The organism is Lacinutrix sp. 5H-3-7-4 (assembly GCF_000211855.2).
Classification (GTDB): Bacteria; Bacteroidota; Bacteroidia; order Flavobacteriales; family Flavobacteriaceae; genus Lacinutrix.
This window is the reverse complement of the sequence record NC_015638.1, coordinates 60,626-75,897: the sequence shown is the minus strand read 5'-3', so window position 1 is coordinate 75,897 and position 15,272 is coordinate 60,626. Positions and strand designations below refer to the sequence as shown.

Below are 15,272 nucleotides of genomic sequence, written 5' to 3'. Positions count from 1 at the left end.
AAAATAGTTTTTCTTATGAATTTTAAATTTCTAATTAAGTGCTTTTATTTATATTTTGCAACAACTTTACTTGCAAATGCACAGCAGGAAGAAGTTATTTTTACAGTTGAAGATACACCTGTTTTAGCTTCAGAATTTTTAAGAGTTTACAATAAAAACTTAGACCTTGTAAAGGAAGAATCTCAAAAAGATGTTGATGGATACTTAAAACTATTTATTGAATATAAGTTAAAACTTCAGGAAGCAAAAGCCTTAAATTTAGATAAAAAGCCTTCTTATATAAGAGAGTTTCAAGGTTATAAAAATCAATTATCAAAAAATTATTTAAACGACTCTAAGGTTACAGATGCCTTGGTCGAAGAAGCTTATGCTAGATTGGCTAATGAAATTAAAGCTAGTCATATTTTAGTAAAAATAGATCAAGATGCTTCGCCAAAAGATACCTTAGCAGCTTATAATGAAATTTTAAAACTTAGAGAAAGAGTAGTACAAGAAGGTTATAAAAAAGTACAAAGCGATGTACATAATGGTAAAACTATTTTTGCTGAAGATTTAGGTTATTTTTCGGCATTTAAAATGGTTTATCCTTTTGAGAACGCAGCATATAATACAAAGGTTAATGATATTTCGATGCCTTTTAAAACTCGATTTGGGTACCATGTTGTTAAAGTTTTTGATAAAAGAAAATCTCAAGGAGAGATAACTGTCGCTCATATAATGATTGAGAACGATGAGGAGAAAATTAAAGAAATTTATAAGCGTTTAGAGCAAGGAGAGCAATTTCAAGCTTTAGCAAAACAATTTTCTGAAGATAAAAGTTCGTCAAGTAAAGGAGGAGAATTAAAGCCATTTTCCGGTGGGCAACTAAGTTCTCCAGAATTCGAAGCAGTGGCGTTTGCAATTAAAAACCCAGGAGATTACTCAAAACCATTTAAAACACAATTTGGTTGGCACATAGTAAAGCTTATTAATAAAAAGCCATTACCAGATTTTAAAGAAATAAAAGCAGAATTAATTAATAAAATTAGACGCGATTCTCGATCTAAAGTTATTAATGACTCAAGAGTAAAAGCTTTAAAAGAAAAATATAAAATAACTAAAAATCCAGACGCTTTAAATTATTTTAAATCTATACTTACAAAAGAATATAAAGTAGGACGTTGGTCAATACCTAAAAATTTAACAACAGATAAAACAATTTTCACAATAGAAGATAAGGTGTTAACTTATGGTAATTTTGCAGAGTATTTATTAAAAAGCCAACGCCGTAATATAAATAAACCTCTAACTACCGCGCTTAACAATAGTTATACTTCATTTTTAAACAGTGAATTGTTTAAGTATCAAGAGCAAAATTTAATTAACGATAATAAAGATTATGCACAAATTGTAGAAGAGTATAAAGATGGTTTGCTACTTTTCGATTTAATGGAAACCGAAATCTGGAATGCAGCAAAAAACGATACCTTAGCAGTAAAAACATTTTATAGTAAGCACAAACAAAATTATTTCTACAAAAAAAGAATAAATGCTATTGTAGCATCATCAGCAAAAAAAGAAGATATAAAAAAAGTAGCAAAACTATTAAAGCAAAACCAACCAATAGAAGCTATTAAAAAGGAAGTAAATACAAATAATGAGATAAAAGTAAGTTTTACTTCGGGAGAATTAAATTACAATCACCAAGCTTTACCAAAAGCATTAAAATTTAAAAAAGGTGTTTCTAAAATATATAAACATAATCAGGCTTACGTAGTCGTTTTAATAAAAGATTTATTACCAGAATCTCAACAAACTTTTGAAGAAGCAAAAGGAAAAGTAATGAGTGATTACCAAGAAATAAAAGAAGCAAACTGGTTGAAAGTATTAGCTTCCAAATATAAAGTAGAAATTAATAAAGACGTTTTAGCAAAAGTTAAAGCTCAAATAAATAACAAGTAATATTAAAAAGTTAGTTTACATATTATTAGGTATAGTGCTGGTGTCGTGCAATTATTTTAATCCACCAACAACAGAAAATGCCATCGCTCGAGTAGGAGAAAGCTATTTATACAAAGAAGATATTGTAGATGTGCTTCCAAAAAATTACACAAAACAAGACAGTATTATTTTTGTTGAAAACTATATAAATCGCTGGGCAACAGAGCAGCTTTTGGTAGACGGAGCCACTTTAAATTTAAAAGAAAAAACCCAAAAAGATTTCGATAGACTAGTACAGCAGTACAAAAGCGATTTATATAGTAAAGCCTATTTAGAAGCTTTGGTTTATAAAAGTTTAGATACAGTAGTATCAAAAGAAGAAGCAGAAAAATATTATGAAAATAATAAAGAAGCCTTTAAGTTAAACGAAGAACTAATTAAATTTAGATACATAAATTTAGATGCCAATAGATTAGATTTAAGCGATGTAACCGAAAAATTTAAACGTTTTAATACAAAAGATAAACAATATTTAGACTCTATCGCAATACAATTTAAATCGTATACCCTAAACGATTCTATTTGGATACGTGTAAATCAGGTAGTTAATAAAATACCTGTAGTGAATTCAGAAAATAAAGACGAATTGTTAAAAAAATCTAATTTTATACAACTCAAAGATTCATTAGGGCTATATTTGATGCAAATAAAAGAAGTACAACTTCGAAACACAATAGCACCAATAGAATACGTTACACCAACAATAAATCAAATTGTAGTAAACCAACGTAAATTAGAGCTAATTAGACAGCTAGAAAAAGACATTACAAAAGATGCAATTAAAAATAAACAATTCGAAATTTATAAATAATTTGAAATATATTACAGCGTTAAGCTTATCACTTTTTGCAGCCTGCAGTATGCAAGCTCAAGAAATTATTGAAGAAAAAGAAGAAAAAACAGCCACTATAGATAGTGTAAAACCATTTAAAGAAGTTAAGGTAGATGGTGTTGCAGCTGTAGTAGGAGAATATATTGTTTTAGACAGTGATGTAGACAAAACCATTTTACAATTAAAAGCTAGTGGTAACGACATCTCACAATTTACAAATTGCGAATTATTTGGTAGACTTTTAGAAGATAAATTATATGCACACCACGCCATACAAGATAGTATTGTTGTAAGTGATGCCGAAATACGCTCGTATGTAAACCAACAAGTAGAAAGGTTTAGAGTTAATTTTAAAACTGAAGACGAAATGCTAAAGTTTTATAAAAAAGACAACATAAAAGCATTAACAGATGAAATGTTTGAAATTAATAAAGCAAACAAGTTAGCATCAGAAATGCAAAGAAAAATAGTTGACGAAATTGAAGTAACTCCAGAAGAAGTACGCCAATACTTTAGTGAAATCCCAGATAACGAAAAACCAACATTTGGTACAGAGTTAAAAGTAGCACAAATAGTAATAGAGCCAAAAGTAACACCAGAAGCAGAACAGGAAGTTATAGATAGACTAAACGAATTTAAAAAAGACGTAGAAGAAAATGGAGCAAGCTTTAGTGCAAAAGCTTTATTTAATTCGGCAGATACAGGCTCAAAAAGAACAGGAGGAAGATTGCCAACCATGAACCGTGCAAAACCACAAATGGTAAAAGAATTTAGAGAAGCAACATTCTCACTTCAAGAAGGTGAAATATCAGAACCTTTTAAAACCGAATTTGGATGGCATATAGTATACCTTGAAAAAATTAGAGGTCAGGAATACGATGCAAGACACATATTATTAATACCAGAAATATCAGATGAAGCTAAAGCAGAAGCAAAAGAAAAATTAGAAGGTATTAGACAAAATATAATAGATGGAGATATAACTTTTGCTGAAGCAGCAAAAGAAGCTAGTGACGAAATTAAAACAAAATACGAAGGAGGATTAATAAGAAATCCAGAAACTCAGGATTTTACATTTCCATTAGCAAAAATGCCAACAGAAATCTATACAGAAATAGAAAACCTTGAAACTAACGAAGTTTCAAAAGTAGTAGCAGATTTTACAAGAACTGGAAATGTAAAGTACAAAATTTACACAGTATCAGATAGAATAGACGAGCATAAAGCAGATTTTTCAAGAGACTTTTTAAAAATAAAAGAATTAGCTTTAAACGAAAAAAGACTTAATGCCATTGCTAAATGGCAAAAAGAAAAAATAGAAGATACTTACATTAAAATAGGAGGAGAATATAAAAACTGTGAGTTCACTAATAATTGGCTAAAAAAATAAAATATTAAATGTCAGACGTAAACGCTATAAACCAATTAGTAAAAAAATATAACGCTCTACGTAGCGAAATAGCAAAAGTAATAGTTGGTCAGGAAGATGTAGTAAATCAAATATTAATTTCTATATTTTCTGGAGGTCATGCCTTATTAATAGGAGTGCCTGGTTTAGCAAAAACGTTAATGGTAAACACCATTGCAAAAACACTAGGTTTAGATTTTAAGCGTATACAATTTACACCAGATTTAATGCCAAGTGATATTTTAGGAAGTGAAATATTAGATGAGAACAGGAATTTTAAGTTTATAAAAGGTCCAATATTCTCAAACATTATTTTAGCCGATGAAATAAACCGAACACCACCAAAAACACAAGCAGCACTTCTAGAAGCAATGCAAGAACGTGCAGTAACAGTTGCAGGTCATCACTATAAATTAGACTTGCCATACTTTGTATTAGCGACACAAAACCCTATAGAGCAAGAAGGAACTTATCCATTACCAGAAGCCCAGCTAGACCGTTTTATGTTTGCAATAAATTTAGACTATCCAACTTTTGAAGAAGAAGTACAAGTAGTAAAAGCAACAACTACAGAAGTTTCAGCAAGCGTAAATGCTTTATTCTCTGCAAAAGAAATAATAGAATTTCAACAACTAATTAGAAAAATTCCTGTAGCAGATAATGTTATTGAGTATGCAGTAAAAATGGTTGCTAAAACTAGACCAAATACAAACACAGCTGCAGATTTAGTAAAGCAATATATAGATTGGGGTGCAGGACCAAGAGCATCGCAAAACCTTATTTTAGCAGCAAAAACACATGCAGCAATTAACGGTAAGTTTTCACCAGATATAGAAAATGTTCAAGCTGTAGCTATTAGTATTTTGCGTCATAGAATAATTAAAAATTATAAAGCTGAAGCTGAAGGTGTAACCGAAGAGCAAATAATAAAATCTTTATTTTAAATACTATGACATTAAAAAAACTCATTTTACCATTAGTTGTTTACCTAATAGGCTTTGGTGTTACAATTATTGCAGCATTATTTAAAATGATGCATTGGCCATATGGAGCAGAGCTACTTATATTTGGTATGTTATTTCAGGCTTTAGGTGTATTAATTACTATAATTATTTTAATAAAACTTTATTTTAAAAAGAATAAAGAAATTTTATAAGTATTAAAACTTTAAATTCTTGCCAATTTGATATTTTTCGCATATCAATATTATTGTTTTGGTAATATCTCTTGCTAATTTTTGTTTTTTATTGAGCTTTTAGTAATATTTCCTCTATTTCATTACAAATTTTTTAATTCTTCAATATTTTGTATTTTTGGGCTCCAATTTTAATAAGCTTTACAGCATTTTTTTAACCTTAAAAAAATAAAGTTTATAAGATTACAAACTAAAATAACTCAGCTTTTTAAGCTGCATAAAACAGAATTAATTCTATTATATGAATATTTATAACGATTATCTTAAGCAAATCGAATCTCGAAAAGAGCAAGGTCTTCACCCGCAACCAATCGATAATGCTGAATTACTTAGCCAAATCATTGAGCAAATTAAAGATTTAAATAACGAGTATAGAGAACAATCTCTTAACTTTTTTATCTATAATGTTTTACCAGGTACCACAAGTGCAGCTGCAGTAAAAGCAAAATTTTTAAAGGAGATTATTCTAGGAGAAGAAATTGTTGAAGAAATCACTCCAGAGTTTGCTTTAGAGCAATTATCACACATGAAAGGTGGACCTTCTGTTAAAGCATTATTAGATTTAGCTTTAGGTACTGATGAAGCAATAGCAAATCAGGCTGCAAAAGTGTTAAAAACGCAAGTGTTTTTATACGAAGCAGATACAGATCGTTTAGAGGAGGCATATAATAATGGAAGTGCAATCGCTAAAGATATTATAGAAAGTTATGCGCAAGCAGAGTTTTTTACGAAACTTCCAGAAATAGACGAAGAAATTGAAGTAGTAACGTACATCGCAGGTGTTGGTGATATCTCTACAGATTTATTATCTCCAGGTGGTGATGCACACTCACGTTCAGATAGAGAATTACATGGTCAATGTATGTTTGAGCATAACAAAGACATGCAAAACGAATTATTAGCTTTAAAGAAACAACATCCTGACAAACGTGTGATGCTAATTGCAGAAAAAGGAACTATGGGAGTTGGATCTTCAAGAATGTCAGGTGTTAACAACGTAGCATTATGGACAGGTATTTCTTCAAGTCCTTATGTACCGTTTATTAATATCGCTCCAGTAATTGCTGGAACTAATGGTATTGCTCCAATTTTTTTAACAACGGTTGGTGTAACTGGAGGTATAGGTTTAGACCTTAAAAACTGGGTAAAACAAAAAGATGCAGATGGTAACACAATTGTAGACGAAGATGGTGAACCAATCTTAAAAGAAGAGTATTCTGTTGCAACAGGAACAGTGCTTACAATTAATACAAAAGAGAAAAAATTATATAACGGGAAAACAGAATTAAAAGATGTTTCTGCAGCATTTACTCCACAAAAAATGGAGTTTATGAAAGCAGGTGGATCTTATGCAGTTGTTTTCGGTAAAAAATTACAAACATTTGCTGCTAAAGTATTAGGAATCGAAGTACCTCAGGTATATGCTGCTTCAAAAGAAGTATCAATTGAAGGTCAAGGTTTAACAGCAGTAGAGAAAATATTCAATAAAAATGCAGTAGGTACATCAGGAGCGACATTGCACGCAGGATCTTATGTTCGTGCAGAAGTAAACATTGTAGGTTCTCAGGATACTACAGGATTAATGACTTCTCAAGAATTAGAGATGATGGCTGCTACAGTAATCTCTCCAATCGTAGATGGTGCTTACCAATCTGGTTGTCATACAGCTTCAGTTTGGGATGATAAATCTAAAGCTAATATACCAAGGTTAATGAGCTTCATGAACGATTTCGGTTTAATTACTGGTCGTGATCCAAAAGGGAAGTATTTCCCAATGACTGATGTTATTCATAAAGTACTTAACGATATCACTGTTGGTGATTGGGACATCATTATTGGTGGAGATTCTCACACACGTATGTCTAAAGGTGTTGCTTTTGGTGCAGATTCAGGAACAGTAGCCTTGGCATTAGCAACAGGTGAGGCGTCAATGCCAATTCCAGAATCGGTTAAAGTAACTTTTAAAGGGCAAATGAAATCTTATATGGATTTCCGTGATGTAGTGCACGCAACACAACAACAAATGTTAAAGCAATTTGGAGGTGAAAACGTATTCCAAGGTCGTGTAATAGAAGTCCATATTGGTACTTTAACTGCAGATGAAGCTTTTACATTTACAGATTGGACTGCCGAAATGAAAGCTAAAGCGTCTATCTGTATTTCAGAAGACGATACTTTAATCGAGTCACTAGAAATTGCAAAAGGTCGTATCCAAATCATGATTGAGAAAGGTATGGATAATGAAAAACAAGTACTTCAAGGGCTTGTTAATAAAGCAGAAACTAGAATTACAGAACTTAAAACAGGTATAAAACCTGCATTAAGACCAGATGCAGATGCCAAATATCATGCAGAAGTTATTATTGATTTAGATGAAATTGCTGAACCAATGATTGCAGATCCAGATGTAAATAACGAAGATGTTTCAAAACGTTATACACATGATAATATTAGACCATTATCATATTACGGAGGAACTAAAAAAGTAGATTTAGGTTTCGTAGGATCTTGTATGGTTCACAAAGGAGATATGAAAATTTTAGCTCAAATGCTAAAAAATGTTGAAGCACAACATGGTAAAGTAGAGTTTAAAGCACCTTTAGTTGTTGCTCCTCCAACATATAATATTGTAGACGAACTTAAAGAAGAAGGTGATTGGGATGTATTAGTAAAATACTCAGGATTCGAGTTCGACGATAGCGCTCCAAAAGGATTAGCGCGTACTAAATATGAAAACATGTTGTATTTAGAGCGCCCTGGTTGTAACCTTTGTATGGGTAACCAAGAAAAAGCAGAACCTGGAGATACAGTTATGGCAACATCAACACGTTTATTCCAAGGAAGAGTTGTAAAAGATACTGGTGAGAAAAAAGGAGAATCTTTATTATCATCAACACCAGTTGTAGTATTATCTACAATTTTAGGTAGAACTCCAACAATGGCAGAATATGAGTCTGCTGTAGATGGTATTGTTTTAACAAAGTTTAAACCTTCAACGAAAGAATTAGTTGGATAATATTTTTTGTATACTATTAAAGCCTGAATTATATAATTCAGGCTTTTTTTGTTTTAAATTTAATATATAGAAAAACTATTTTAGAATCAATCTATAATATCATTCAAGCTTTTAAACTCAATCTGTATTTTGTATATTACGACAATTAAACTTAAACAATAAAAAATAGTATGGCATTCGATATCGATATGATTAAAAAGGTTTACGCTCAAATGGCAGAACGTGTTGACGCAGCTCGTGAAGTCGTAGGTAAACCATTAACACTTTCAGAGAAAATTTTATACAATCACCTTTGGGATGGTAAAGCAACTAAAGCTTTTACTAGAGGTAAAGATTATGTGGATTTTGCTCCAGATCGTATTGCATGTCAAGATGCTACTGCACAAATGGCATTATTGCAATTTATGCAAGCTGGTAAAGATAAAGTAGCAGTACCGACAACAGTACACTGTGATCACTTGATCCAAGCAAAAGATGGAGCGGCAACAGATTTAAAACACGCTAACGATGTAAGTAGTGAAGTTTTTAATTTCTTAGAATCTGTTTCTAATAAATATGGAATAGGTTTTTGGAAACCAGGAGCAGGTATTATACACCAAGTTGTATTAGAAAATTACGCGTTTCCAGGAGGAATGATGATTGGTACAGATTCTCACACAGTAAATGCTGGTGGATTAGGAATGGTAGCAATTGGTGTTGGTGGAGCAGATGCTGTAGACGTTATGGCAGGAATGGCTTGGGAGCTTAAATTTCCTAAATTAATTGGTGTAAAGTTAACAGGAGAACTTTCTGGCTGGACAGCGCCTAAAGATGTTATTTTAAAAGTAGCCGAAATTCTTACTGTAAAAGGTGGAACAGGTGCTATTGTAGAATATTTTGGGCCTGGAGCTAAAGCAATGTCTTGTACAGGTAAAGGAACAATTTGTAACATGGGTGCCGAAATTGGAGCAACAACTTCAACTTTTGGGTACGATGAATCTATGGAGCGCTATTTACGTGCTACAGATAGAGAAGATGTTGCAGATGCTGCAAATAAAGTTAAAGAGTATTTAACTGCAGATGCAGAAGTTTATGCTAGCCCAGAACAATATTTCGATCAAGTTATAGAAATTAACTTATCAGAATTAAATCCATTATTAAATGGACCTTTTACTCCAGATTTATCTACATCTGTAGGTAGTGATATGACTGAGAAAGCTAAAGCTAACGATTGGCCAATTCAAGTTGAATGGGGATTAATAGGATCTTGTACAAATTCATCTTACGAAGATTTATCTCGTGCTTCTTCAATTGCGCAACAAGCTATAGATAAAGGTTTAAAAATGAAAGCAGATTTAGGTATTAATCCTGGATCAGAGAAAGTAAGATACACAGCAGATCGTGATGGTATTTTAGGTATATTCGAAAAATTAGATGCAAAAATATTTACAAATGCTTGTGGACCTTGTATAGGGCAATGGGCAAGATATAGTGACCCTAAAAATGCACCTAAAAACAGTATAGTACATTCTTTTAACAGAAACTTTGCTAAGCGTGCAGATGGAAACCCAAATACACACGCCTTTGTTGCGTCTCCAGAATTAACAGCAGCTATTGCAATTGCTGGTCGTTTGGACTTTAATCCAATGACAGATAAATTAATAAACGAAGATGGTCAAGAAGTAATGTTCGATGAGCCTAGAGGTTGGGAGTTACCACCAAAAGGTTTTGAGGTTAAAGATAACGGTTATTTAGCTCCAGTTGAAGATGGTAGTGGAGTAGAAGTTGTTGTTAGTCCAACATCTGAACGTTTACAATTACTTACACCTTTCGAGCCAATAGGAAATGAAATAAATGGAGCTAAACTTTTAATTAAAGCATTTGGCAAATGTACAACAGACCATATTTCTATGGCAGGACCTTGGTTACGTTTCCGTGGACATTTAGATAATATTTCTAACAATTGTTTAATTGGTGCAGTTAATGCTTTTGGAAAGAAAACTAACTTTGTTAAAAACCAATTAACTGGAGAATATGCAGGTGTACCAGATACAGCGAGAGCTTATAAAGCTGCAGGTATTAAAACTGTAGTAGTTGGTGATCATAATTATGGTGAAGGTTCTTCAAGAGAGCACGCAGCTATGGAGCCAAGACATTTAGGTGTTGCAGCTGTAATTGTAAAATCTTTTGCACGTATTCATGAAACTAACTTGAAAAAGCAAGGAATGTTAGGTTTAACATTTGACAATGAAAATGATTACGACTTAATTCAAGAAGATGATACATTTAACTTTGTTGATATAGCAGATTTTGCACCTAACAAACAATTAACATTAGAAGTTGTTCATGCAGATGGTAGTAAAGATGTTATTAAGTTAAATCATACATATAACCAACCACAAATCGATTGGTATAATGAAGGTTCTGCACTAAACTTAATTAAAAAGCAAAACGCTTAATAGTCAATTTTTTATAAAATGAAAAACGCTTAGAATTTAAATTCTAAGCGTTTTTTTTTTTTTTAATTTTCTATGATTATCGTATTTGATGTATTGTGAAATAAGAATTAGCAGAGTCTCCAAGTAGACTAAGGCTTATTAAATCACTATTTATCTTAAAAGTAATTACGTCGCCAGCACTTAAGTTTAATAAAGTATTTACAGCTCTAACAGGTGGAGTGACATTAATAGCTGTAACACCAACATTAGCAAAACTATTTGTAGATTCTAAAACATTATTTTTATAAATAGAAATGCCAAAATTAGTAGCAACAGCAATAGTTGCATCTGCTTTTATTTGCGCGTAAACACTGTATATGCCATCTTGTTTTGCGGTAAATTGGTGAGTTGTAGTATCAAATTCGTTATTTAAATCAAAATCTTCATCATTAAAAGGAACCAATACTTCATTGGAAATTAAGCTAAGGTTAACTAGAGCTGCAGAAGAGAATTTTGCTTTAACTGCAGTTTTTAAAACACTATTAATTATTTGTTGTGATTCTACTCTTTTTACAATACCGTCATTTGAAATAACTAAAATTGAATCTTTAATAACAGATTCTATCGTTTCATGGTTGATAGTTCTAACTCTTAAATCTCCATTTACATCTAAACTAGCAGTAGGAGATGTAGTGCCTACGCCAACTTGGGCAAAAGCAGAAACACTAATTAATAACGGAAGTAAAATTCTTAAATTCATAACATAGATTTTTTTTGGGGTTACTTTAACTTATTGAGATTCAGCAATACAAAAATATGAATAAAAAAAATATAAACGCTTAAATACTTATTTTTTCGATGAAATGCATATGTTTTTTTTAAAACCATTGTTTTTTCATCTTTATTTTTAATTTTCTTTAAATTAAGTAAGGAGGATAATGAGAATTCGACATAAAATTTATACACCTGTTTATTATGGATACATTGTGGTTTTTCGAAGATGCTAACCTTTTTAAGGTATTATGCCCGCATAAATTTAAAACCTATAAAAAGAAACACGATTTTGATGGTTATAAGAAAAGAGATTACATTTATTTTACAGAGGACTCTGCAAATAAGGTGTATCTTATAGAAAAAGGTAAAGTAAAAATTGGTTACTATAGCGAAACAGGAGAAGAGATAATTAAAGCCATTCTATCTAAAGGTCAATTATTTGGAGAAAAAGCAATTTTAGGAGAATCTAAGCGTGATGAGTTTGCACAATCTATAGAAAACACCACTTCAATTTGTCCTATTAGTGTAGATACAATGTATAACTTAATGCGTGACAACCAAACGTTTAGTTTTAAGGTTTATAAATTTATTGGTTATAAACTAAAAAAATTAGAAAGAAGATTGCAGCTTCTAATGTTTAAAGATACAAAAACAAGACTTTTGGAGTTTTTAAACGAGTTATGTGTAGATTATGGTTACGATTGCCCAAATACAGGAGATTATATAATAAACCATCCTTATACACAAAAAGATATAGCATCTTTAATTGGTACATCTAGACCAACATTAAATATCCTTTTAAATGAATTGAAAGAAAGTAATGTTTTAGATTTTAACAGAAAAAAAATAAGAATGTTTAAAAAAATAGCATAGTGTTAGGTAGCTAACATTTTTTTATGATTTGTAGTTATAATTTTGAAGAAACAAATTATTATAATTAAAAAACAAAGCAATGATTAAAAAAATGATTTTTGGAATGTTGGCAATAGGTTTATTAGCCACTTCTTGTAGTAGTGATGATGATGGAGCAACAACGCCTCAAAGTACTTCAGATTTAGTATTAAATTTAAATGGTCTAGAGGCTTTAGGTGACGATTTTGTATACGAAGGCTGGATTATAGTAAACGGTAATCCTGTTTCAACAGGCACGTTTAGTTCTATTGATTTTCCTCAAAGTTTTACGGTTAATACAGAGCAATTAAATTTAGCAACACAGTTTGTGTTATCAATAGAGCCAGCAATAGATCTAGACCCATTACCTGCAGAAACTAAAATTTTAGCTGGAGACTTTGTAGATGCTTCTGCTACTTTAAATACAAATTTAGTTGGCGATTTTAGTGTAGCATCGGGTGCTTTCTTTTTAAGAACACCAACAGATGAGACTGGAACTAATAATGGTAACGATCAATATGGTGTTTGGTTTGGGAATCCAGGAATGCCACCAACAGCTAATTTTACTTTACCTGTTTTACCAGAAGGTTGGATATACGAAGGTTGGGTTGTAGGTGATTCTGGTCCGCTAACAACAGGAACGTTTTTAGATTTTGATACGGCAGATAATTTAGCCCCTTTTAGCGGTGCTTCTGCAGGACCGCCAATTCCAGGTGAAGATTTTTTTAATAATGCGCCAGTAGGAGAGTCTTTTCCTTTGGATATTAGAAACCGTACAATTGTAATTTCGGTAGAGCCAGTACCAGATAACTCTCCTGCACCGTTTACTTTAAAACCTTTATTAGGTGTTGCAGGAACAGAAATAGCACCGGAAACACATGATTTTAATTTAAATTTAGGCTCTTTGCCAACAGGAACCGTAACGAGATAATAGTATAAACAATACTGCATTTATTTTAAAATGAGATTTTAGTTTGAATGCAGTATTGTTTGTTTTTTGTTAGATTTGAAGCGTTAATTATGTTATTAACGCTTCATTGTTTTAGTATAATATGAAAAATAAAAAAATCCCTATAAAAAACATTCTATTTGCAATTGTATTAATCTTGTTAATTATTCCTCAAACACGGCAAAAAATACAAATAGCAATGCACTCTTTAATTGCAAAATTAAGTCCAGCTGTAGAAAAAACTAAAGACTTAAAAGTAGTGAGTAGTTATAACTGGGAATTGAGAGATTTAGAAGGAAATAATTTTAATTTATCAGAAGTTAAAAATAAAGTGGTATTTGTAAATATTTGGGCAACATGGTGTCCACCTTGTATTGCAGAGATGCCTTCAATTCAAAAACTTTATAATGATTATAATGATAAAATTGAATTTGTTTTAGTTTCTAATGAAAATGCTGAAACAATAACTAAATTTTTGAAAAAAAAGAACTATAGTTTAAATAGTTATAATCCGCAAACTCAAATACCAGAAACCTTTAATGTTAAAAGTATACCGCGAACGTTTTTAATTAATAAAAAGGGAGAGATTGTTATAGATGAATCTGGTGCTGCTAATTGGAATAGTGAAACTGTTAGGAAAACAATAGATAAGCTTTTAAACGAATAAGGTTTTAAAAAAGGCTTTTATAAAAGAGAATGAGAATAGCGATTTCATTATTTTAATATCTTGAAAGAAGCTAGATTCTTCATCTAAAAATTTAAACATAATTTCTGATGAGTTTTTAGAATAGAATTGTTTGAAAACCCATTCACCTTTATGATTTTCATCTTTTAAAACTGTAAGAAAAATTTTATCGTAGAATTTATATTTTTTTTGAAATAAATTTTCCGAAGGATTTCTATTTGCTTTTAAATTTTCAATAATTTTTGCAACTTTTTTTTCGGTATGTTTAAAAGAGTAGCCTGTAGACCCTTTTACCCAACCACCAGCAGTTCCTATTTTTGTAATATTTTTGGTTGAAAAGTCTTTAAAAGGAAAAACTGTCATTGGGATGTTGCCTTTTTCTGTTTCAGTTATTTTGTAGTTTTCAATTTTAAGAATATCTAAAATATATTCTTTTATAAAATAATCATAGGTCGCTTCATCTACAATATGTTCTGTAAAATAAGTAAATTCAACTAATGCTTTATTTTTTGTAAAAGGTAGGACGTATGTAAAAGCTGTTTGTTTTCCATCTTTTAATCTATAATCCATCATTGTAAATTGATTGGGATTAAAAGTTGAAGTTTTAGTTTCTATAACCCAACCTTTAAAATGTTGTATTATGTTTGGGTATTTATTCTGTTTTAAAAAAAACTGTTCTGGAATTCTGCTATCAAAAACATGGTTTGCTTCATAGCAATTGTTAATGGTGTTTACTAATACGGTGTTATTGTTAATTGTACTTGTAACTTGCTCATTAAGAAAAGTAATATTTGTTTTTTTAGAAGTGATTTTTTTAAACTCGTTGTAAAAACTTAATGATTCAATAGATTTGTATTTGTACGGTTTTAAGGCTATTGTGTGTTGTTTGTTAGAAGTAAAAATAAGAGCTTGATCCCATTTTTTTTTTATAATATTATCCCATTGTCCAATTTCTTTTTCCCAAAAACTCCATGTTTTATCGTTTTCGGTTTTTAAAGACTTATCAATTATAGCAATCTTTTTGTTGTTAAAGTAAGGGTTTTTTGCAAAAGCTATTGCAAGTTGAGATCCTGCAAGACCACTACCGATTATTATGTAATTGTAAGATTTGCTAATTTTCATTTA

12 protein-coding genes are annotated in these 15,272 nt (G+C 31.0%); 10 read left to right on the top strand and 2 right to left on the bottom strand.

Translation table 11 applies throughout. From position 1 onward, the window contains the following. Positions 1–15 precede the first annotated feature (15 nt). The 7 genes from LACAL_RS00385 to LACAL_RS00355 all read left to right on the top strand — a co-directional run bounded on the left by LACAL_RS00385 (position 16) and on the right by LACAL_RS00355 (position 10,869). The gene (locus LACAL_RS00385; RefSeq protein ID WP_041301618.1) at positions 16–1,941 is read left to right on the top strand and encodes a peptidylprolyl isomerase; all 1,926 of its coding nucleotides are present in this window, start codon (positions 16–18) and stop codon (positions 1,939–1,941) included. Between the two features lie 34 nt (positions 1,942–1,975). Continuing rightward, on the top strand, positions 1,976–2,791 hold the full coding sequence (locus tag LACAL_RS00380; RefSeq protein ID WP_013868705.1) for a hypothetical protein: 816 nt from the start codon (positions 1,976–1,978) through the stop codon (positions 2,789–2,791). Position 2,792: 1 nt separating this feature from the next. Continuing rightward, on the top strand, positions 2,793–4,202 hold the full coding sequence (locus LACAL_RS00375; protein ID WP_237700997.1) for a peptidylprolyl isomerase: 1,410 nt from the start codon (positions 2,793–2,795) through the stop codon (positions 4,200–4,202). Between the two features lie 8 nt (positions 4,203–4,210). After that, on the top strand, positions 4,211–5,164 hold the full coding sequence (locus LACAL_RS00370) for a MoxR family ATPase (protein WP_013868703.1): 954 nt from the start codon (positions 4,211–4,213) through the stop codon (positions 5,162–5,164). Positions 5,165–5,169: 5 nt separating this feature from the next. Further along, a complete protein-coding gene (locus tag LACAL_RS00365; protein ID WP_013868702.1) occupies positions 5,170–5,376 on the top strand; it encodes a hypothetical protein in 207 nt (68 codons plus the stop codon). Between the two features lie 280 nt (positions 5,377–5,656). Then, on the top strand, positions 5,657–8,431 hold the full coding sequence (locus tag LACAL_RS00360) for a bifunctional aconitate hydratase 2/2-methylisocitrate dehydratase (RefSeq protein WP_013868701.1): 2,775 nt from the start codon (positions 5,657–5,659) through the stop codon (positions 8,429–8,431). Positions 8,432–8,601: 170 nt separating this feature from the next. After that, positions 8,602–10,869, top strand: a complete 2,268-nt coding sequence (locus tag LACAL_RS00355) for an aconitate hydratase (protein WP_013868700.1) — start codon at positions 8,602–8,604, stop codon at positions 10,867–10,869. 76 nt (positions 10,870–10,945) lie between these two features. On the opposite strand, the gene LACAL_RS14905 is transcribed toward LACAL_RS00355, so the two are convergent. Beyond that, on the bottom strand, positions 10,946–11,608 hold the full coding sequence (locus LACAL_RS14905) for a hypothetical protein (protein WP_013868699.1): 663 nt from the start codon (positions 11,606–11,608) through the stop codon (positions 10,946–10,948). 215 nt (positions 11,609–11,823) lie between these two features. Between LACAL_RS14905 and LACAL_RS00345 the strand changes: the two genes are divergently transcribed. From LACAL_RS00345 to LACAL_RS00335, 3 genes are all read left to right on the top strand, one after another. Next, positions 11,824–12,495: a Crp/Fnr family transcriptional regulator gene (locus LACAL_RS00345; RefSeq protein WP_013868698.1), complete on the top strand. Its 672-nt coding sequence runs from the start codon at positions 11,824–11,826 to the stop codon at positions 12,493–12,495. Between the two features lie 79 nt (positions 12,496–12,574). Then, positions 12,575–13,444, top strand: a complete 870-nt coding sequence (locus LACAL_RS00340; protein WP_013868697.1) for an anti-sigma factor — start codon at positions 12,575–12,577, stop codon at positions 13,442–13,444. A 121-nt stretch (positions 13,445–13,565) separates the two neighbouring features. After that, positions 13,566–14,129, top strand: coding sequence for a TlpA disulfide reductase family protein (locus tag LACAL_RS00335; protein WP_013868696.1), 564 nt, complete (start codon positions 13,566–13,568; stop codon positions 14,127–14,129). Here the strand turns inward: LACAL_RS00335 and LACAL_RS00330 are convergent. Beyond that, positions 14,118–15,269, bottom strand: a complete 1,152-nt coding sequence (locus tag LACAL_RS00330) for a lycopene cyclase family protein (protein ID WP_013868695.1) — start codon at positions 15,267–15,269, stop codon at positions 14,118–14,120. The two genes, LACAL_RS00335 and LACAL_RS00330, sit on opposite strands and share 12 nt — an antisense overlap. Between the last annotated feature and the right edge of the window lie 3 nt (positions 15,270–15,272).